The organism is Bacillus sp. KH172YL63, assembly GCF_011398925.1.
In the GTDB taxonomy this organism is placed as follows: Bacteria; Bacillota; Bacilli; order Bacillales; family Bacillaceae_B; genus Rossellomorea.
Map to the genome: position 1 here is coordinate 410,149 of NZ_AP022842.1, position 19,271 is coordinate 429,419.

Sequence of the window (19,271 nt, forward strand, 5' to 3'; positions counted from 1 at the left end):
GGGGAACTCATGTCATTATTTGACCATAAATTATCAGAGCTTCATGAGCTTTTACATAAGAAGGAAGTTTCTGTTACGGATTTAGTAGACGAGTCTTACAAACGCATTGATGCGGTTGAGGATAAAGTGAAGGCATTTTTGACTTTGGATGAAGAGAATGCCCGCAATAAGGCGAAGGAAATGGATGCCAAGCTTGGTACGGATGAATCGAAGGGGCTTCTTTTCGGAATGCCGATCGGGATCAAGGATAATATCGTGACGAAGGGTCTTCGTACGACTTGCGCGAGTAAGATTCTTGAGGATTTCAATCCGATTTATGATGCGACGGTCATCAATAAGTTACATAGTGCCGATACGATTACGATCGGTAAATTGAATATGGATGAGTTTGCGATGGGTTCATCTACGGAGAACTCCGGTTTCCAGAAGACGAGCAATCCGTGGAATCTTGATACGGTTCCAGGCGGATCTTCAGGTGGTTCGGCTGCTTCTGTTGCTGCAGGGGAAGTTCCTTTCTCTTTAGGTTCTGATACAGGCGGATCGATCCGTCAGCCGGCTGCATTCACGGGTACGGTCGGATTGAAGCCGACTTACGGACGTGTGTCCCGTTTCGGTCTTGTGGCATTTGCTTCATCTCTTGACCAAATCGGACCGATCACCCGTAATGTCGAGGATAATGCGTACCTGCTACAAGCGATTGCAGGACTAGATCCGAACGATTCCACTTCTGCAAATGTAGAGGTGCCGAATTACGCAGAGGCCCTGACTGGTGATGTGAAAGGCATGAGAATCGCTGTGCCGAAAGAATACCTTGGTGAAGGTGTCGGGGAAGAAGCCCGTCAAGCTGTTCTTGCTTCACTGAAAGTATTGGAAGGCATGGGTGCAACATGGGAAGAAGTGTCTCTTCCACACTCTAAATATGGCGTATCGACGTATTATTTACTTGCGTCTTCTGAAGCTTCTGCCAACCTTGCCCGTTTTGACGGTGTCCGCTACGGTTACCGCTCGCCGAACGCAGAGAATCTTCTTGATCTTTACAAGAAGACACGTGCGGAAGGATTCGGGGATGAAGTGAAGCGTCGTATCATGCTTGGGACGTTTGCGTTAAGCTCTGGTTATTATGATGCTTACTACAAGAAGGCCCAGCAGGCACGTACGCTGATCAAGAAAGACTTTGAAGATGTATTTGCGAAATATGACGTCATCATCGGACCGACGACACCGACTCCGGCTTTCAAAATCGGGGAAAAAATCGATGATCCACTGACGATGTATGCAAATGATATTTTGACGATTCCAGTGAACCTTGCAGGGGTACCGGGGATTTCTGTTCCATGCGGATTCTCTTCAACAGGTCTTCCACTTGGACTTCAAATCATCGGAAAGCACTTTGACGAAAGCACGATTTATCGCGTAGCCCATGCATTCGAGCAGGCTACAGATTTCCATACAAAAAAACCACAACTGTAAGGGGTGAAATCAATGAACTTTGAACCAGTAATCGGACTAGAAGTCCACGTAGAATTAAAGACGGACAGTAAGATGTTCTCTCCGGCACCGAACCATTTCGGAGCGGAGCCGAATACGAATACGAACGTGATCGACCTTGGATATCCTGGTGTCCTGCCGGTCGTGAACAAACGTGCCATTGAATTCGGAATGAAGGCGGCGATCGCACTGAACTGTGAGATCGCAACGGATACGAAATTTGATCGTAAAAACTACTTCTACCCGGATAATCCGAAGGCATACCAAATCTCCCAGTTTGATAAGCCGATCGGTGAGAACGGCTGGATTGAAATCGAAGTGAACGGTGAGAAGAAACGAATCGGTATCACTCGTCTTCACCTTGAGGAAGATGCAGGGAAACTGACTCACTCTGGCGACGGCTATTCTCTTGTCGATTATAACCGTCAAGGAACGCCGCTGATCGAGATCGTATCTGAGCCGGACATCCGCACACCGGAAGAAGCGTATGCTTATCTTGAAAAGTTGAAATCCATCATCCAATACACAGGCGTATCTGACTGTAAGATGGAAGAAGGGTCACTTCGCTGTGACGCCAATATTTCCCTTCGTCCGATCGGTCAGGAGAAATTCGGTACGAAAGCCGAGCTTAAGAACCTGAACTCCTTTAACTTTGTGAAAAAAGGATTGGAGTATGAGATCGTACGTCAGGAGAAGGTACTTTTATCTGGAGGATTGATTCAGCAGGAAACGCTTCGTTTCGATGAATCGACAGGTAAAACGATCCTGATGCGTGTAAAAGAAGGATCCGATGACTACCGTTACTTCCCTGAACCGGATCTATTACATCTTCACATCGATCAAGAATGGATGGACCGCATCCGTGCCGAGATCCCTGAACTTCCGGATGAGCGTAAAAAGCGCTATGTAGAAGAGATGGGACTGCCTGCTTACGATGCGATGGTTCTGACATTGACGAAGGAGATGTCAGATTTCTTCCAGGAAACGGTTGATGCAGGAGCAGACGCGAAGCTTGCGTCTAACTGGCTGATGGGTGAGGTATCTGCTTACTTGAACGCCGGACAGAAAGAGCTTGAAGACGTGAAGCTGACGCCACAAGGACTTGCGGGCATGATCAAGCTGATCGAAAAAGGAACGATTTCTTCGAAAATCGCGAAGAAAGTGTTCAAAGAATTGATTGAAAACGGCGGAAATGCTGAACAGATCGTGAAGGATAAAGGTCTTGTTCAAATCTCTGACGAAGGCGCCCTGTTGAAGATCGTGACGGAAACGCTGGATGCGAATCCACAATCGATCGAAGACTTCAAGAACGGGAAAGACCGTGCCATCGGCTTCCTTGTCGGTCAAATCATGAAAGCGACAAAAGGTCAGGCCAACCCGCCGCTTGTGAACAAATTATTGCTTCAGGAAATTCAGAAACGATAATCATATAGAAGAGAGCCCCATGGAAACGTGATGTTTCCATGGGGCTTTTTTTCGTTCGCGGCGTGGGATCGTTTCGACCAGTGGTTGTGTGTATGGATATTTATTCCAACAACGAGTGAATCAGGCGGTGCTCCCCCCATTCCGTTCAAGTTTTCCTAAAATGTGCGTTTTTTGCCCGTTTAGCATAGGTGATTGAACCCGCATTTGAAAAATGAAAAATCCGGGTCTTTAGGCTCGTTCGGAACGGGAGGGCTTTGTATTATAGTGTGATTAATGTTTTGAAAAGTTAGAAAATTCGGATGAAGAGGTGTTGTAATTGAAGAAAAAAGTCGTTGCGTTAAGTTTGACAGCCGGATTGATGATGAGCCCTGCATTGGCTCCGGAAGCTTTTGGAGCATCCAAGGTTAGCGAGAAAGTGAACTTTAATTCACAGATGGGGACGCCCCAATTCATTTCCGGTCAGTTGACAAAGGTGTCTTCAAAGGCCCCGGAAACGATTGTGTTCGATTATTTAACGGCGAAGCAACAGACGTTTAAATTTAAAGGGGACGCTAGATTGTCCTTCAAGGTAAAAGATAAACAGAAAGATGACTTGGGATTTACATATTTGCGGATTCAGCAAGTGTATAAAGGGACGCCTGTGTACGGTGCCGAGTTGACTGCCCATGTGAACAGTGATGGGGTCCTGACGGCATTATCCGGTGCACCGGTGGCAAACCTGGACGGCAAACAGGATCTGAAGAAGGCCAAGAAGATTTCTAAAAAAGAAGCCGTATCAACGGGTGAAGGAGATCTTGTGAAGGCAGTGGACGCTCAGCCTGAATATGAGTATGCCCCTACATCTGATTCGGTGATTTATGTGAAGGATGGAAAAGCCCATTACGCTTATCTCGTAAACTATAATTTCCTTGCACCGGAACCAGGGAACTGGCATTATTTCGTGGATGCCGCCTCCGGAGATATCCTTGATAAGGTGAATGAAATCCATGAGGCCGGTAAACCTGGCGGGGGTGCTGTAACAGGCGGTACGAATACGGTTGGTTCAGGTAAGGGCGTACTGGGGGATACGAAGTCATTGAATACGTATCTTGCTTCGTCCACTTATTATCTCCAGGACCTTACGAGAGGTTCAGGCGTCTTCACATATGATGCGTCAAATCGTACCCGCCTGCCGGGATCGCTTTGGGCAGACAGTGACAATGTATTCAATGCGAGCTACGATGCGGCTGCGGTAGATGCCCATTACTACGCTGGAAAAACGTATGATTATTATAAAAACACCCATAACCGGAACAGCTATGACGGAAATGGCGGTGCCCTCAATTCAACCGTACACTATGGGAAAAACTATAATAATGCATTCTGGAACGGTCAGCAGATGGTATATGGTGATGGAGACGGTTCGACGTTCATTTCCCTTTCAGGCGGATTGGATGTTGTGGCGCACGAGCTGACTCACGCGGTAACCGACACGACAGCCGACCTGATCTATCAAAATGAATCAGGAGCCATCAATGAATCCATGTCTGATATTTTTGGTACATTGGTAGAGTTCGATGCCAACCAGAATCCGGATTGGGAGATCGGAGAAGACATCTATACACCGAATAAGAGCGGGGATGCCCTTCGATCCATGTCTGATCCTGCGAAATACGGCGATCCGGATCACTATTCTGTTAGATACACAGGAACTCAGGATAACGGTGGGGTTCATATCAACAGCGGTATTGGAAACAAGGCGGCTTACCTGTTAAGCCAGGGTGGCACACACTACGGGGTGAGCGTTTCTGGAATCGGGACGGCTAAGACCGGGAAAATTTATTACCGTGCCCTCACTCAATATTTAACACCATCTTCAAACTACAGCCAGCTCCGTTCAGCAGCCGTGCAGGCGGCGACAGATTTATATGGTGCCGGAAGTGCTGAAGTGACAAGCGTGAAGGCAGCGTATCATGCAGTGGGCGTAAACTAAGTAAGAAAATGAAAGAGAAGGGCTTTCGGGCTCTTCTTTTTTTGGCTACATTTGCTGCTTCTTGGCTTTTTCAAGGATCTGCCTGGCCAGCCGGTAATACGTATCGGCTTCGACTTTCGTTTCTGCCCGTTTTAACTGCATCATATAGTTTTGGTATCGAAGTTTGTCGACAGCCGAGACTTTCAGCACAATTTTTCTCATAATGGGGCTCCTTTAGTGGACAAAATTGCGTCCAATTATCCATTCTGAATTTTCTGTAAATAATATATAATAATAGTAAATGATTCCAGAGGGTGGATAGAATGTCCTTATTCGAAGTGATTCTGTTGCCAATGTTAATGGGTGGTATTGGAGGCTTGGGACATATTCTGGTTTTCAAAAATGGTCATTTCACTTTTCCACGAAAGTTTATCGATGATCAAGGTGAGAAACATTATCTATTTGGTTCAACGAAGGATATTATCATAGGCGTTCTGGCAGGGTGTCTGTCGGTGTTGCCGGTGGTCGATACGGTCCCGATCTGGTATGTGATTTATATCAGTTTATTATCGGGGATCGGTGGAAGTTCCGTCATCACCCGTAAAATCGAACAAAATTTGGCGAATACGAAGGCATCCTATATTCAAGAGCTATCTCATTATCAGCTCGAACCGACCTCTAAGGGAGGATCACCAAACCATAATGAGGTGAAACCTGTTGGCGAAGTGGAAGAAAAGAAGAATCAAGGTTGAACTGCCACCAGAAGACTATGAAAAAGCGAATCAATATTTAAAGAGGCTGAAGGAGGCAGATAACCTAGTCGAGCTGAACTACTACTATAACAAAGTGACAAAAATAATTGAAAAATCACAGGATGTGTAAGGTGGTTCAATGAAAGGAGTCATCCTATATCCATCTACTTTAACCAAAAATATAAAGGATGAAACTGACAATTGAGTCAGCTTTTTTTCTGTAAAGGAAAGATGTATATGATTTCATTCTTTACTGAACCTTTCCCACCCCTCTGGAATAGGTAAGGAGTAGCGAGGCGCTATTCCTTTTTTTGTTGCGGTTACAGTCCAATCGAACCTGTTCAGTCTGGGGCTTTTCTTATATTATATTCCTACAGGCATATTCAGTACAATTGAAATTTAAGGATGGGATTGTAAGAAGATTCCCCTTGTGGATTGTTACAAACATGAATATGCTAGAGAGAGATGCCTGTTGAAGGTTTAGGTGCTTCGTCAATCGGTGAAGCGCTGAAGGAGGAATGAACATGAATGTAGAACAGTGGTTTGACAAAGGAATGACATCGGAAGAATACATAGATGGTATGAAGGTTCATAAAGAAAATGTGGAAGCGATCCGGAAAGGCTTTTCGATTCCCGTTGAAGACAAGGACGTACTGGACAAGCTTGGTGAACATTCACTGCGGGTGATTGCCATTACGGAAGATTGGTGCGGAGACGCCATGTTGAACATACCCATCCTGCTTAAAGTGGCAGGTGCAGCCGGTATGGACGTCCGCATGATCCTCCGGGATGAAAACCTTGAATTGATTGATCAATATCTAACAAATGGTACGTCGAGGGCGATACCGATTTTTATATTCATCGACACGGATGGAAACGAGAAGCTTGTCTGGGGTCCGAGAGCCCCGATGGTGAAGAAGATCGTCGATGATGAACGGGCAAAGCTCCCGCCGAAGGATCACGAACTTTTTCCTGAGAAGCAGAAAGAAATGGTTGGCCGCCTGACGGCCCAATATCGGGAAGATAAGGCGTTATGGCAGGAAGTATATGAAAGTTTGAAAACGAGTCTGGTTCAAAACATATTAATGTAGATTTAAGTAAAGGAGGAGGCGTTGGGTCTAAATGCCTGCCCCTCTTCTGTTCGGTTCAAGATGCCCTCATGTCCATCCTGATAACAGAATGGTGAAACACCCGGTGTGATGGCATTTTTTGCCGGTTCACGAATGGGTGAAATCACGTTAATATGGTATAGGATGAGGAGTTGAAGCATCATGATTCACCAAAAAACAAATACAATTGTCATAGAAGCGCTAGATAAATTTCCCCACAAAATTCATATTAAATTGGGAGAAATCCTGCGTGAAAGAGGATTGACACAAGGCGATTTACACCGCTTGACAGGATTGAGAGTGGCGACGATCAATGAACTGGTGAATTTCAAAAAGAAATCACTGACGGTTGCCCACCTGGTCTCGATTATGATCGCCCTTAGAATAACAGACATCCGTGACCTGATCGAAGTGGAATTCGATCAAGAAGTGCAGAACTACTTCAATGAAGAAAACCAACGGATGAAAAACGGTTTCACTCCAGACCTGATCAAAACCGCCGAACAAAACGTAAAGCGCATCGCATCTGGAGCAAACAACTAAGCACACCACACCAAACGGTCATCACAGATGACCGTTTTTTTTAGGTTTGACCTCCATTTCCCACCCGAAATCCCCAATATAATGATAGAAAGATAATATTGTACAAGGTTTATCCACAGGACAAATAGGATATTTTCATATAGTGGACGTAAAGTAAACTGCTTAAGAATGATGACGATATAATAAACGGCAAGGTCCGTCCCCAAAGAGAGGTCCCAAAAGAGAGGAAATCCTCATAAGGGTATCGAATATGTAAGGATGATGTGTCCTTTGGGACGGGCTTGGTTGTGGTTATGGTTGGCATTGACATGAAATCGTAACGTTCAGTTGTGTGAAAATCCATTATGATAGGGGAAGAGAGTGAATGGAAGTGAATTTGGGTAATATGGCCGTCGATTGTGCTGCGTTTTGTGAGGATGTCCCGCACCAATACTTTGATTCGTTGAAGATTAGGGGGATTGTGTGGGAAGGTAGGAAAGTGGCTGAGATCGGTTCAGGGACCGGTGCCCTGACGAGAAAGCTGCATAAGCGTGGAGCGGAAGTGATCGGGGTCGAGCCTTCCCAAGAACTTAGAGACACCGCCAAGGCATTGGAGAGTAAGCAATACCTGGAAATTCCATATCTTACCGGCACAGCTGAATCAACCAATCTCCCGGACTGCTACTATGATATGGCGATGGTACATAGAAGCTGGCATTTGTTCGACCGCCCGAAAGCGATTGATGAAATGCAGCGGATCCTGAAGGACGAAGGCACGTTCATCGTCAGTGATTCAGAAATTCTTTCAGATCATGAAATCGTCAAGGATACGATGACGTTTTTACAGGCACCGACAGGGGAAACACCGTCTCAATCACCGGATCAGGTCAATGGATTTCCGGTGGAGTGGTTGTTAGAATGGCAAGGAGCAGGCTTTATGGTGAAAGACTTCTATTCATTTCATTATCGGGTCGACTATTCGTTGAAATCCTGGTGTGAAAGGGTCGGGGCCTCACCGTGGCTCGGTCATATGGATGATGCGGAGAAGGAGGATTGCCTTCAATCCCTTCATGCATTCCTTGCGACAAGGCACGACGCTCTCCAAACCTTCTCCCTGCCGCACCGGTTTACGGTGTGCCTGATGAAAAAGTAGAAAGAGTGATCCGATTGGATGCAGTTAAGAGATATATAAACTATTTAAATATGGATATAGAGCGCCCTACACTGAACTATTTGCAGCGGCTGATTCAGCAGCACTTGATCAGGATCCCATACGAGACATTCAGTAAATTTTATTATTTCTCTAAAGGGGATTCCTTTGTGCCGTCCCTTTCCACTTTTGCAGAAAATCTCCACTTGAAAGGGTGGGGAGGGACATGCTTCACGTTAAATATCAATTTCGGGAGACTGCTGAAAGAATTGGGCTACGACTGCCGCTTTGTACGGGTGAACCCTGGACATCTCGGGTTGATGATCACGATTGATTCACGCAAGTTCTACGTGGATGTCGGCTACGGTTCGCCAATCATGAAACCGGTGGAGCTCGAGGCGAGGCAGCGACATCTTCTTCATGGATTCGGGGAAGAAATCACGTTCATCCAGAAGGATATCCGTGAATTCGAGGTCGACCGGCGCTCAAACGGCAAATCTTTTGTGAAAAAGACGATTGAATGGCTCCCCCTTGAGGAAGAAGAGCTGGAGGCTGATATCGAGGCTTCCTATCTGGATTCCGATGATAATATCACGATGAGAAGGATCACGGCTGTCCGCTTTCAGGGAAATCAGTGCTATTTCCTCCGCAACCAGACACTGAAAGTCATGACGTACCGGAATATAAGGGAATATCAAATGAAGGACGTTGAAAAATGGAAAGATATCATCGGGGAAGTGTATCACTTTGATACGACATCCCTTGAAGAATCCATACAATTCCTGCAGGAGCGAAATATAAAGCTATTTTTATAACCATTCAGAATATCACAGGGATATTCTGGATGGTTTTTTGTTTGGGCGCATCCCGTCAGAAAATCCACCCATTTTCCCCCACTAATCACGGTTTCAGGATCATACATATGAATAAAAGGACCCCAAGTGCAGATGTCATATACATGTAACGGTTGAAAAGGCTCAAATGCCGCTGAATCTCTTCAGGGGGCGCACCTGTCAGGAATTCATTTTCCGGCAGGGTGAGCCATGTTGAGACTTTCTTTGCATTCGGATTGATGAGGAGAAAGACCGACAGCTGGATTAGAAGGTAAAGGGTGAATGATCCCGCTATCCAAAGCTGGGTGAAAGGGCCGTAGTCCCCGGCAAAGAAAAGGATGAACCCGGTTAACAGAGCTAGGCTTCCCCCTATTTTCGGGAAGAATTCCAACCGCTGATACAGGGCCATTGAGACTTTTAGCTGCTCCACGTTCTGGGACGGGCGGGTGAGGACGTGGGTGAAAAAAGTAGGGCCGATCCCGATGATCGCAGACAGTACATGCACCAACACCAATGCTTTCATATGAGCACCTCCATGACGGGTTATCTATTAACTTTACGAGGGAGGGGCCCTAATTATGTATTTTTCATGAAGAGGTGCCGGAAATGTCCGTGACGGAATTGACAAATTTTATATTTCATTAGATTTTTCCAGAGAAAAGAGTTATGATATTGACCGGTAGAAGGTTTATGAAAAATGAACCTGCCGGACATACTTTGCATGAAAAAAATGATTTGGTATAAGATGTTAAAAGATGGAATATAAATGGACGATTTTTGTGAACTAATACAGATTAGGATGATGGGTATGAAACGAGCAAGAATAATATACAATCCTACTTCGGGACGTGAGCTGTTCAAGAAGCATCTTGCGGAAGTATTGATAAAGCTAGAGCAGGCCGGTTATGAGACCTCCGTTCACGCAACCATTTGTGAAGGGGATGCGACAGAGGCTGCCCGGATCGCGGTTGAGAGAAAGTATGATATCGTTGTCGCAGCAGGCGGCGACGGCACATTAAATGAAGTAGTGAACGGCTTGGCCGAACAGGACTACAGACCAAAGCTTGGAATTGTTCCGATGGGGACGACGAATGACTTCGCCCGCGCCCTCCACATTCCAAAGGATATCGGAGCGGCCATTGATGTCATTACCAAGGGTGAAACGATCCCTGTCGATATCGGACGCATGAACGAGCGATACTTTATCAATATCGCCGGTGGCGGAAGAATCACCGAACTGACATATGAAGTGCCAAGCAAGCTAAAGACAATGATGGGGCAGCTCGCCTATTATCTAAAAGGCATCGAAATGCTGCCTTCCATCAAACCGACCGACGTATCGATCGAATACGACGGGAAGTTATTTGAAGGGGAAGCGATGCTATTTCTCATCGGCCTCACCAATTCGGTCGGAGGCTTTGAACGACTGGCCCCGGACGCATCGATCAATGATGGATTATTCTCACTGTTGATCTTGAAAAAAACCAACCTGGCTGAATTCATCCGCATCGCGTCATTGGCCGTACGGGGAGAACATATACATGACCCGAACGTCATTTACACACAGGCCAATCGAATCAAAATCAAGGCAAAAGAAAAAGTCCAGCTGAACGTAGACGGCGAGCTCGGAGGCGTTCTTCCTGCAGAGTTCGAAAACCTCTACCGCCACCTGCAAGTATTCGTCCCGCTGGATAAAATCCGCCCGGAAGATAAAGCTGAATAAGGAAAAAGGAATGCCGTTTTGAGTGGCATTCCTTTTTTGTGTGGTTGTATGATTTGGGTGTTTCTTTTTAAAAGGGGTAAGGGGACTGAGATTGGGTTTATGCGTCACTTTTCAGATTTATGCGTTGGAATCCGGGTTTATGCGTCACTTTTCGGATTTATGCGTCGGAATCCGAGTTTATGCGTCACTTTCCCGATTTATGCGTCAGCACCCAAACCCAGCATCACGCCTCAAAACCCATCCATCACCATCCCCGAATCAGCAAAAACAAACCGAACATCAGCGGGAAGCCTATCAAAAATCCCCAGCCGATTCGCTGTTTGTGGCGGAACGGGAGCTTTCTTACGATCCATGACAGGATATGGGCGACGATGACGAAGGCGAACACCCAGATCAATTGTCCGACGACGAATACGAACAAATAGGCGAGGATGGATTCTATATTTAAAACGAGTGTGATTCCGAATCCGAAGGTCAAGGTTAGGAATGTGAGAGCTATGAATATGTATGGAAGCCACCATCTTCTTGATTTAAGGGCAAACAATACGCCAACAAAGACGTTCCCGATCAGGATCAGGTTTACTAAGAAGTCAGGGTTCATGTTAATCTACCTTTCCAGATTGAATGCACATACCATTTTACCCTTAGTTCATCGGCTGAAACGCGGTAAGTTTTGACAGGTTATCTAGGAAAAAGAAGAAATTTGTACTATTCTGTTTCCCTGGCACTCATTGGCTGTGGTACAGTGGATAAAAAGAGTGTGGCGTGGAGGAGGATGAATTCTATGTATATTGTACATTCAACGTTTGTAGTGCCGGATGAAAAGGCGGATGAGGTTATATCAATCTATCATTCACGGTCGGGTTTGGTTGATGAAGCTGAAGGGTTTCAGCGATTCCTTCTTTTGCAAAATGAGAAAAAGCCGGGTGAGATCACGGTCCATATGGAATGGGATACGAAGGAAGATTTCATGAGCTGGGTGCAGAGTGAAGATTATAAGCGGATCCACGAACTGGAGAAGAAATATCCGGATCAGCAGCTGGCCTCCATCGTCCCATCGATCGACCGCTACAAGGTGGTGGCTTACTGATGCAGACATATACAGCTGTGATTGATGCAGCGATAGAGAAACTGTATGACAGGTATCCTGAACTGGATGAAAAGTTCGGAGAAGCCGGCCGGAAGAAATGCTATGAAGACAATCTCCACCATTTCAACTATCTTAAAGCTGCTTCAGACGCAGGGGAATCAAAGGTATTCTCCGATTATGCCCTCTGGCTGAACAGCGTGCTCGTCAGCAGGGGCATGAAATCAGACCATCTGATTGATAACTTCAACTGCATCATCGAAGTATTTGAAGAAAATGAAATGGAAAAGGGAAAAGAATTCACATCCCACCTGAATGCAGCGATTCAATCGATCCAAAAAGCGGACAGTGAAAACACCCCCTGAACACCAAAAGCATCGGCTACACGATGCTTTTTTCATTTATGGGGACGGACCTCCATCAATTTCATTCTCTGCCGTCATTTATGGTACAATCAGTAGAGTCTTAAAAAGGAATTCGAAAAGGAAGATATCAGTGAGTAAAAAAGCACCAGTTCAAAAAAATGATTATATAGATGAAGCGGTATTCGAAGATCTGACCCATGACGGCAACGGGGTGACGAAAGTCGACGGATATCCGTTGTTCGTGCCGGATGCACTGCCGGGTGAGGAAGGCCGCGTGAAGGTCGTGAAGACGAGCAAGGGATACGGGTTTGGCCGTCTGACCGAGCGGACGAAGGAAAGTTCTTTCCGGCAGGATCCACCGTGCCCGATTTATAAGGAGTGTGGAGGCTGCCAGATTCAGCACATGACCTATGAAGGACAGCTGCTGGCAAAAGAAAAGAATGTCCGGGATGTGATGCAGCGCATCGGAAAGCTTCACGACGTTGACGTGCACCCTGTCCTTGGAATGGAAGATCCATGGCGTTACCGGAATAAAGCGCAAGTGCCCGTAGGCGAAAAGGACGGCAGGTTCGTTGCGGGATTCTATCAGAAGCGGAGTCATGAAATCATCGATATGGACAAATGCATCATTCAATATGAAAAGAATGATGAAGTGATCCAGCAGGTGAAGGATATTTGCGAAAAGCTGAAGGTCCGTCCCTACGATGAGAAGAGCCATAAAGGGACGCTCCGTCATATTATGACCCGGACGGCTTATACGACTGGGGAAGTGATGGTGGTGCTTGTGACCCGGACGCAGGATCTTCCTCATAAAGAGGCGATCGTTGAGGTGCTTGTGGAGAATATTGAGGGAATCACGTCGATTGTCCATAATGTGAACCCTAAAAGAACGAATGTGATCATGGGGGACACGACCCGCGTGCTGTGGGGAGAAGAAGTGATCCATGATTATATCGGAGACGTGAAGTTTGCGATTTCTGCACGTTCTTTCTATCAGGTGAATCCGGAACAGACGAAGGTGCTGTATGATAAAGCACTTGAATATGCGGATCTTCAAGGGGAAGAGACGGTCATCGATGCTTATTGCGGCATTGGGACGATATCGTTGTTCCTCGCCCAGAAGGCCAAGAAGGTGTACGGGGTTGAAATCGTTCCCCAGGCGATCGAGGATGCGAAGCAAAATGCGGCATTGAATGAGATGACGAATGTGGAATTCAAGGCGGGACCGGCAGAAGTGGTCATTCCCGATTGGTATGAAGAAGGAATACGTGCGGACGTCCTCGTGGTCGATCCGCCGCGTAAGGGATGCGACGAAGCGCTCCTCAATACGATCCTTGCCATGAAGCCGAAGAAAGTCGTATATGTCTCATGCAATCCGGCCACGCTTGCCAGGGACCTGAGGATCCTTGAAGACGGTGGATATGAGACGACAGAAGTCCAGCCTGTGGACATGTTCCCGCAAACGATGCACTGTGAAGCGGTCGCGAAAATAGAACTGAAGGAATAGCTGCTATGCAAACTGGCGATCAGTTTGCACAGGGCGGATCCTATAAGTAAAGTGAGGAAGAAATCGGATGTATCTCACCATTAAAGAAACGGCAGAATATCTGAATCTGCCTGAATCCTATATCGAAAGCCTCGTCCAGCAAAGGAAAATACGTGCGGTCCACGACGGGGAGCAGTACTTATTATACCGGGACCAATTCAATCAGCATCTGGAGCAGATGGAAAAGATGAAGCAGCAGCTTGCTGAGTATTTGAGTGAACCGATCCCGGAAGATATCGACGTGAAGGACGAGGATTAACCGCAGGAAACTACTTAACGAAATGGAGAATTCAATGAGCGGACAACAGCGTGCCAATATCAAACCCGGTCTTGAAGTGGACATCGTCCTGAAAAAAGACCAGCGTACGAATAAATTGACCCGGGGGATCGTGAAAGACATCCTTACCAATTCACCAAACCATCCCCACGGCATCAAAGTCCGGTTGACAGATGGACAGGTCGGCCGGGTGAAGAATATTATTCAGTAAGATAAGAGAGGGGCCCTTTGGGTCTCTTTTTTTATGTTTGAGCCAGTAAGGATTTTTGCAGGATTTCTATTACTTTTACAAAACAAAAAAACCGAACCCCTCCGATTTTCAATAAAGAATCTCGAGTAAGGGTTCGGATTTTTCTATGTTCAGTCAGCTTAACTGAATAACTGTGGAATGCCTTGAATGAGCGCATACACACCCATATAAGACATGGCCGCGACGATCAACACGCCGAAGACGGTCATCCAGACAGGATGCTTGTAGTCGCCGATGATGTTTGTTTTGTGGGCGGCGATCAGCATGACGCCCAGTGCGATCGGCAGGATCAAGCCATTCAGGGAGCCGACAAGGATCATGATGGCCACCGGTTTTCCGACAATGACAAAGACCAGGGTGGATATCGTGATGAATCCAACGATGAGCCATTTATGGTATTTTTCTAGCAGCGGGCTGAATGTACGAATGAATGATACTGACGTATAAGCTGCCCCTACGACGGAGGAAACAGCTGCCGACCACATGACGATCCCGAACATTTTGTACCCGATATCACCGGCGGCGAGCTGGAATACAGATGCCGGTGGATTGGAAGCATCAAGGGTGAACCCTTGTGCGATGATCCCAAGCGCTGCCAGGAAAAGAAAGATTCGCATGATCGAAGCAATCCCGATGGCAGATACGGAGCTCCTGGTGATCTCGGGGAGTGCCTGTTTCCCTGTGATCCCTGCTTCTAATAAGCGGTGGCCGCCGGCAAAGGTGATATACCCTCCGACGGTCCCGCCGACTAATGTGATGATGGCAAGGAAATCGATCGTGTCCGGTGCGAATGTCTTCGTCACAGCTTCTCCTACAGGAGGATTTGCGGTGAACATCACGTACACGGTAAGGATGATCATGAGAAAGCCGAGGATCTGTGCAAACCGGTCCATGAGTCTGCCTGCTTCTTTCACGAGGAAAATCCCTACGGCGACGATTCCGCTGAAAAGGGCCCCCATTTCAGGAGAAATCCCAAAGAGGACGTTCGTCCCTAATCCGGCACCGGCAATGTTCCCGATGTTAAAGGCCAGGCCGCCGGCGACGATGAGGATAGACAAGAAGTAGCCCAATCCCGGTAACACGTCGTTGGCGATGTCCTGTGCCCGTTTTTCAGAAATGGCGATGATCCGCCAGATGTTGAGCTGTGCCCCGATATCGATGAGGATGGAGATCAAGATGACGAAGCCGAAGCTTGCGGCAAGTTTCTCCGTGAAGACGGTTGTTTGAGTGAGGAAGCCTGGTCCGATGGCCGATGTGGCCATAAGGAACGCGGCTCCGAGCAATAAACTGAAATTTGATTTTTTCTTCAAGTGGTTCGCTCCTTTGCTGTTGTGAGTGGGCTTATGATGTGCATTTCAAGGCGATGCCCTGCTTTAGATGATTCAATTGTCTTTCCCGGTCTATGTATAGCTCCTGTGCCTGTTCATGGGAAATCATCGTGAACGTCAATTCTTCCCCGGGCTTTGTCTGGGCGATGATCGGGAGGTCCACTGAGGCAATGTATCCGATCCGTGGATAGCCCCCTGCAGTCTGCCGGTCAGCAAGCAGAATGATCGGCTCACCATTCGCCGGAACCTGGATCGTCCCGAACACCACCGCTTCCGATATCATATTGAATGCTTCTTCCAACTGGAGGGACGTACCTTCCAGGCGGTAGCCCATCCGGTCAGATTGTGCCGTGACCTTGAACGGCTTGTGAAAGAATTGTTGCCGGCTTTCTTCTGTGAATAGCTCATACTCGGTTCCAGGAATGACCCTGATCGGCTGCTTCTGGTGATAGGAGGAGATGAATTCAGAGGAAATCGACCAGTCGATTTCTGTGAAATCCTCTTCTCCAAGGTAAGGAAGCAGATAATTGATGATGTTTTTCGATTCTTGATTGAGGGGACCTGCTTCTAAGATGTCTCCTTCCTGAAGGGCACGCCCTGCCATTCCGCCGATTCCCGCTCTTATGTAGGTCGATCTGCTGTTCATGACAGGTGGGACATTGAATCCCCCTGCAACAGCTAGATAACTCCGACAGCCGTTTTTGGCAGATTTGAAACGGAGGGTGCTTCCGGCTTTAATTAATAATGATCTTCTGAGTGGGACAGGCTTTCCGTCAATGGACGGCGACAGATCTCCGCCACAGATCGAGATCAGGGAGGTTTCCTTGAACTGAAGTGCAGGTCCCATCAACGTGATTTCGAGGGTGGCTGCACTTTCTGGATTTCCCACCAATAGGTTCGAGATCTTATGGGCAAGGGGATCCATGCTTCCGCTTACGATGACTCCGTGCTTTTGATGACCGTACCTTCCGAGGTCCTGTATGGTCGAAAGGAGGCCGGGTTTTTTGACAGCAATCATTGTTCCTCCTCCAATGCTTTGAATTCTTCCGGTGAAATGGCCTTGAAGCGAATTTGATCGCCGGCTTTTAGAAGGCTTGGTTCATGCTCTTGTTCCGGTTTGAACAGCTTCAGCGGCGTCCTTCCGATCAGCTGCCAGCCACCAGGTGTTTCTATCGGATATACCCCTGTTTGCTCTCCTGCTATGCCGACGGAACCTGCCGGGATCTTCAGCCGGGGTGATTCCTTCCGTGGTGTGGCGATGTCAGGCGACATGCCTCCGATGTAAGGGAAGCCGGGGGCGAATCCGATCATGTAGACGAGGTATTCCCCGTTCGTATGTATTTGAATGACTTCCTCTTCAGTCATACCGTGATGGTGTGCGACTGATTCGAGGTCGGGTCCGAATGCTCCACCGTAGCAGACCGGGATGGTGATGACCCGGGACTGGTGCTGCCCGTTTACTGTCAGTGTGGAAAGCATGCGTTCGATTTCTGCGCAGACGACTGAGTATGGCAGGGTGTGTTGAAATGGTTTGTTGAGATCGGTGATGGTGATTGGGTCGTAAAGGATGGTGACGGTTGTAAAGGCCGGGATGATTTCAACGAACCAGGGGATTGTTTGGTTTTCGAGAAAATGTGTCACCGCTTTTACTTTTTCGTGGGTTTCCTGATTGATTGCATGTCCCAGCTCAATGACGACTGCATGGTCGCCTGATGGTCTAATCGTGTATTTCAATGATCTGCCTCCAGTCTGGATGTGATATGGTCTCACAAATGAGATTATTCAGAAATTTCGACCATGTTGCTATTATAGTATAATTTCAAGTCTTTTCAATGACTGGCTGAGGGAATGGGGCTTTGAGACTAAGAGAGTTGGTGATTTGCACAGCTCATCAGGCAAGGGAAATGTCTGGGGCATACAGAGGAAGAAAATGTGTTTCAGGATTATTTTATTGGATAAAAGAGCGGGCAGAATCCCCGAAGAGTGTGTAAAAAAACACCAGTCTCATATGAGTGCAATTCGTATCACAATTTTGTTTTATATGCTATTATTTAGTAATGCGAAATATTATCTTCCTTATGTTTTATGGGAGAATTATTGATAGATGTTGGAAGGGGGTTTTATGTATGGATAAGGTGAAAGATCGTCTGTGGACGAGGTCTTTTATTATGTTGATGGTCGGGAATTTATTCGTGTTTATGTCATTTCAGATGCTGATTCCGACACTGCCGCCTTATATTAAATCGATTGGGGCATCAGGTCTTGAGATTGGTCTGGTAACGACCTTGTTTTCAATCGGGGCTGTATTGAGCCGGCCGTTCATTGGTTTTATGCTGGAATACAGGGACCGGAAGCCGCTAGTGTTAATAGGGGTCATATCACTGTTGGCGATTACGGTCATTTACCCGTTGTCGAGTGTTGTATTCATATTCCTCCTGTTCCGGTTTGTCCATGGTCTGGCATGGGGATGGTCGACGACGGTGAACGGGACCGCTGCCGTTGATGTGGTCCCGAAATCCCGGTTGGGTGAAGGGATGGGCTATTACGGCTTGTCAATCACGATCGGGATGATCATTGCGCCAAGTCTTGGAATCTATTTATTCCAGGAGACGACGTTCACGAACCTGATCATCACGTCAAGCGCCCTTGGTGCCGTTGCCATCATTTTGCTAGGGATCGTTCATTACCGGACACCAAAGGCGGTGCAGGACACGAAGAAAGAGGATCTGACGTTTTCATATGTGGGCTCTTTGATTGAGAAATCAAGCTGGTTCCCGGCGTTCATCACCATCATGGTGACGTTTGGGTACGGTTCGATTGTCACGTTCATCGTCATTTTCGGGGAAGAACGTGGAATTCAGCACATCTTCCTGTTCTATCTGTGCAATGCGATCATGGCATCATTGTCGAGGCCGATTGCCGGTAAATGGTTTGATGAGCGGGGGCCTAAGGGGCTTGTCCGTTTCTGTATCGCGATCACATTCATTGGAATGTGGGTGTTATCCTATGCCCATTCTGATCTTTTGATCGTTGTGGCCGGAATCCTGTTTGGCGTCGGATTCGGTTCGCTCATCCCGACCCTCCAGTCATGGACGCTTTCCATGACACCGGACCATAGAAGGGGAGTGGCGAACGGTATGTTCTTCTCTTCCATCGATCTTGGTATCGGACTGAGCGGATTGGTATTTGGCGTTCTGGCCCAGTATGTCGAGACGGGGATACTGTTCCAGATTTCCAGTCTGTTCCTACTTATCGCCCTTGTCGTGGCCATACTTGAAGGCCGTAAACATAAAAAGCTCGTCCACCAGACGTCAAGCTAGTTTGATGCTTCAGGTTTGGTGGTAAGTAGAAAGGACTATCTGTCAAAAGGTGTTATCGAGCCTTTTGTAACGGGTGGTCCTTTTTTCTGTAATGGAAGTGATACCAACGCATCACGGCAGATAGTATCAATCGGCAAATGAAAAG

At 47.1% G+C, this 19,271-nt stretch carries 22 protein-coding genes; 16 read left to right on the top strand and 6 right to left on the bottom strand.

Annotation, left to right across the window (positions count from 1 at the left end):
* The first annotated feature begins 9 nt into the window (after nt 1-9).
* The 3 genes from gatA (at nt 10) to KH172YL63_RS02095 (ending at nt 4,885) form a co-directional block, all read left to right on the top strand.
* Nucleotides 10-1,470, top strand: a complete 1,461-nt coding sequence (gene gatA, locus KH172YL63_RS02085; protein WP_173104554.1) for an Asp-tRNA(Asn)/Glu-tRNA(Gln) amidotransferase subunit GatA — start codon at nt 10-12, stop codon at nt 1,468-1,470.
* Between the two features lie 12 nt (nt 1,471-1,482).
* On the top strand, nt 1,483-2,913 hold the full coding sequence (gatB, locus tag KH172YL63_RS02090; RefSeq protein WP_173104555.1) for an Asp-tRNA(Asn)/Glu-tRNA(Gln) amidotransferase subunit GatB: 1,431 nt from the start codon (nt 1,483-1,485) through the stop codon (nt 2,911-2,913).
* 358 nt (nt 2,914-3,271) lie between these two features.
* Entirely contained in the window at nt 3,272-4,885 is a 1,614-nt protein-coding gene (locus tag KH172YL63_RS02095; protein ID WP_442858763.1) for a M4 family metallopeptidase, read from the top strand.
* A gap of 45 nt (nt 4,886-4,930) precedes the next feature.
* Here the strand turns inward: KH172YL63_RS02095 and KH172YL63_RS02100 are convergent, their stop codons facing one another.
* Entirely contained in the window at nt 4,931-5,086 is a 156-nt protein-coding gene (locus tag KH172YL63_RS02100; RefSeq protein ID WP_173104557.1) for a hypothetical protein, read from the bottom strand.
* Between the two features lie 101 nt (nt 5,087-5,187).
* On the opposite strand from KH172YL63_RS02100, the gene KH172YL63_RS02105 reads away from it, so the two are divergent.
* From KH172YL63_RS02105 to KH172YL63_RS02130, 6 genes are all read left to right on the top strand, one after another.
* Nucleotides 5,188-5,616, top strand: coding sequence for a DUF4257 domain-containing protein (locus tag KH172YL63_RS02105; RefSeq protein ID WP_173104558.1), 429 nt, complete (start codon nt 5,188-5,190; stop codon nt 5,614-5,616).
* Nucleotides 5,582-5,746 (top strand): hypothetical protein, encoded by a 165-nt coding sequence (locus KH172YL63_RS02110; protein ID WP_173104559.1) that lies wholly within the window; start codon nt 5,582-5,584, stop codon nt 5,744-5,746. The genes KH172YL63_RS02105 and KH172YL63_RS02110 overlap by 35 nt, the downstream gene beginning before the upstream one ends.
* 394 nt (nt 5,747-6,140) lie before the next feature.
* Complete coding sequence (locus tag KH172YL63_RS02115; protein WP_173104560.1) at nt 6,141-6,707, top strand: thioredoxin family protein; 567 nt, start codon at nt 6,141-6,143, stop codon at nt 6,705-6,707.
* Between the two features lie 180 nt (nt 6,708-6,887).
* Nucleotides 6,888-7,268, top strand: a complete 381-nt coding sequence (locus tag KH172YL63_RS02120) for a helix-turn-helix domain-containing protein (protein WP_173104561.1) — start codon at nt 6,888-6,890, stop codon at nt 7,266-7,268.
* Between the two features lie 364 nt (nt 7,269-7,632).
* Nucleotides 7,633-8,400 carry a class I SAM-dependent methyltransferase gene (locus tag KH172YL63_RS02125; RefSeq protein WP_173104562.1) on the top strand — a complete coding sequence of 256 codons (768 nt, stop codon included), beginning with the start codon at nt 7,633-7,635 and terminating at the stop codon, nt 8,398-8,400.
* Nucleotides 8,401-8,414: 14 nt separating this feature from the next.
* A complete protein-coding gene (locus KH172YL63_RS02130) occupies nt 8,415-9,212 on the top strand; it encodes an arylamine N-acetyltransferase (protein WP_232066097.1) in 798 nt (265 codons plus the stop codon).
* An 85-nt stretch (nt 9,213-9,297) separates the two neighbouring features.
* Here the strand turns inward: KH172YL63_RS02130 and KH172YL63_RS02135 are convergent, their stop codons facing one another.
* Nucleotides 9,298-9,753, bottom strand: coding sequence for a DUF2269 family protein (locus KH172YL63_RS02135; RefSeq protein ID WP_173104563.1), 456 nt, complete (start codon nt 9,751-9,753; stop codon nt 9,298-9,300).
* Nucleotides 9,754-10,038: 285 nt separating this feature from the next.
* On the opposite strand from KH172YL63_RS02135, the gene KH172YL63_RS02140 reads away from it, so the two are divergent.
* Nucleotides 10,039-10,953: a diacylglycerol kinase gene (locus tag KH172YL63_RS02140; RefSeq protein WP_173104564.1), complete on the top strand. Its 915-nt coding sequence runs from the start codon at nt 10,039-10,041 to the stop codon at nt 10,951-10,953.
* Nucleotides 10,954-11,197: 244 nt separating this feature from the next.
* Here the strand turns inward: KH172YL63_RS02140 and KH172YL63_RS02145 are convergent, their stop codons facing one another.
* The gene (locus KH172YL63_RS02145) at nt 11,198-11,554 is read right to left on the bottom strand and encodes a hypothetical protein (RefSeq protein WP_173104565.1); all 357 of its coding nucleotides are present in this window, start codon (nt 11,552-11,554) and stop codon (nt 11,198-11,200) included.
* 183 nt (nt 11,555-11,737) lie between these two features.
* Between KH172YL63_RS02145 and KH172YL63_RS02150 the strand changes: the two genes are divergently transcribed.
* From KH172YL63_RS02150 to KH172YL63_RS02170, 5 genes are all read left to right on the top strand, one after another.
* Nucleotides 11,738-12,043, top strand: coding sequence for an antibiotic biosynthesis monooxygenase family protein (locus KH172YL63_RS02150; RefSeq protein ID WP_173104566.1), 306 nt, complete (start codon nt 11,738-11,740; stop codon nt 12,041-12,043).
* Nucleotides 12,043-12,405 (top strand): hypothetical protein, encoded by a 363-nt coding sequence (locus KH172YL63_RS02155; protein WP_173104567.1) that lies wholly within the window; start codon nt 12,043-12,045, stop codon nt 12,403-12,405. The genes KH172YL63_RS02150 and KH172YL63_RS02155 overlap by 1 nt, the downstream gene beginning before the upstream one ends.
* Nucleotides 12,406-12,535: 130 nt before the next feature.
* Nucleotides 12,536-13,912: a 23S rRNA (uracil(1939)-C(5))-methyltransferase RlmD gene (rlmD, locus tag KH172YL63_RS02160; protein WP_232066098.1), complete on the top strand. Its 1,377-nt coding sequence runs from the start codon at nt 12,536-12,538 to the stop codon at nt 13,910-13,912.
* A 67-nt stretch (nt 13,913-13,979) separates the two neighbouring features.
* Entirely contained in the window at nt 13,980-14,210 is a 231-nt protein-coding gene (locus tag KH172YL63_RS02165) for an excisionase family DNA-binding protein (RefSeq protein ID WP_173104569.1), read from the top strand.
* A gap of 34 nt (nt 14,211-14,244) precedes the next feature.
* Nucleotides 14,245-14,439 carry a YwbE family protein gene (locus KH172YL63_RS02170; protein WP_173104570.1) on the top strand — a complete coding sequence of 65 codons (195 nt, stop codon included), beginning with the start codon at nt 14,245-14,247 and terminating at the stop codon, nt 14,437-14,439.
* 158 nt (nt 14,440-14,597) lie between these two features.
* Here KH172YL63_RS02170 and KH172YL63_RS02175 read toward each other — a convergent pair whose 3' ends face one another.
* The 3 genes from KH172YL63_RS02175 to pxpB form a co-directional block, all read right to left on the bottom strand.
* Nucleotides 14,598-15,740 (bottom strand): NRAMP family divalent metal transporter, encoded by a 1,143-nt coding sequence (locus tag KH172YL63_RS02175; protein ID WP_173108020.1) that lies wholly within the window; start codon nt 15,738-15,740, stop codon nt 14,598-14,600.
* A gap of 79 nt (nt 15,741-15,819) precedes the next feature.
* Nucleotides 15,820-16,824 carry a 5-oxoprolinase subunit C family protein gene (locus tag KH172YL63_RS02180; RefSeq protein WP_173104571.1) on the bottom strand — a complete coding sequence of 335 codons (1,005 nt, stop codon included), beginning with the start codon at nt 16,822-16,824 and terminating at the stop codon, nt 15,820-15,822.
* Nucleotides 16,821-17,540, bottom strand: coding sequence for a 5-oxoprolinase subunit PxpB (gene pxpB, locus KH172YL63_RS02185; RefSeq protein ID WP_173104572.1), 720 nt, complete (start codon nt 17,538-17,540; stop codon nt 16,821-16,823). The genes KH172YL63_RS02180 and pxpB overlap by 4 nt, the downstream gene beginning before the upstream one ends.
* 392 nt (nt 17,541-17,932) lie before the next feature.
* Here pxpB and KH172YL63_RS02190 point away from each other — a divergent pair, with 392 nt between their 5' ends.
* Nucleotides 17,933-19,126 carry an MFS transporter gene (locus KH172YL63_RS02190; protein WP_173104573.1) on the top strand — a complete coding sequence of 398 codons (1,194 nt, stop codon included), beginning with the start codon at nt 17,933-17,935 and terminating at the stop codon, nt 19,124-19,126.
* Nucleotides 19,127-19,271: the final 145 nt, after the last annotated feature.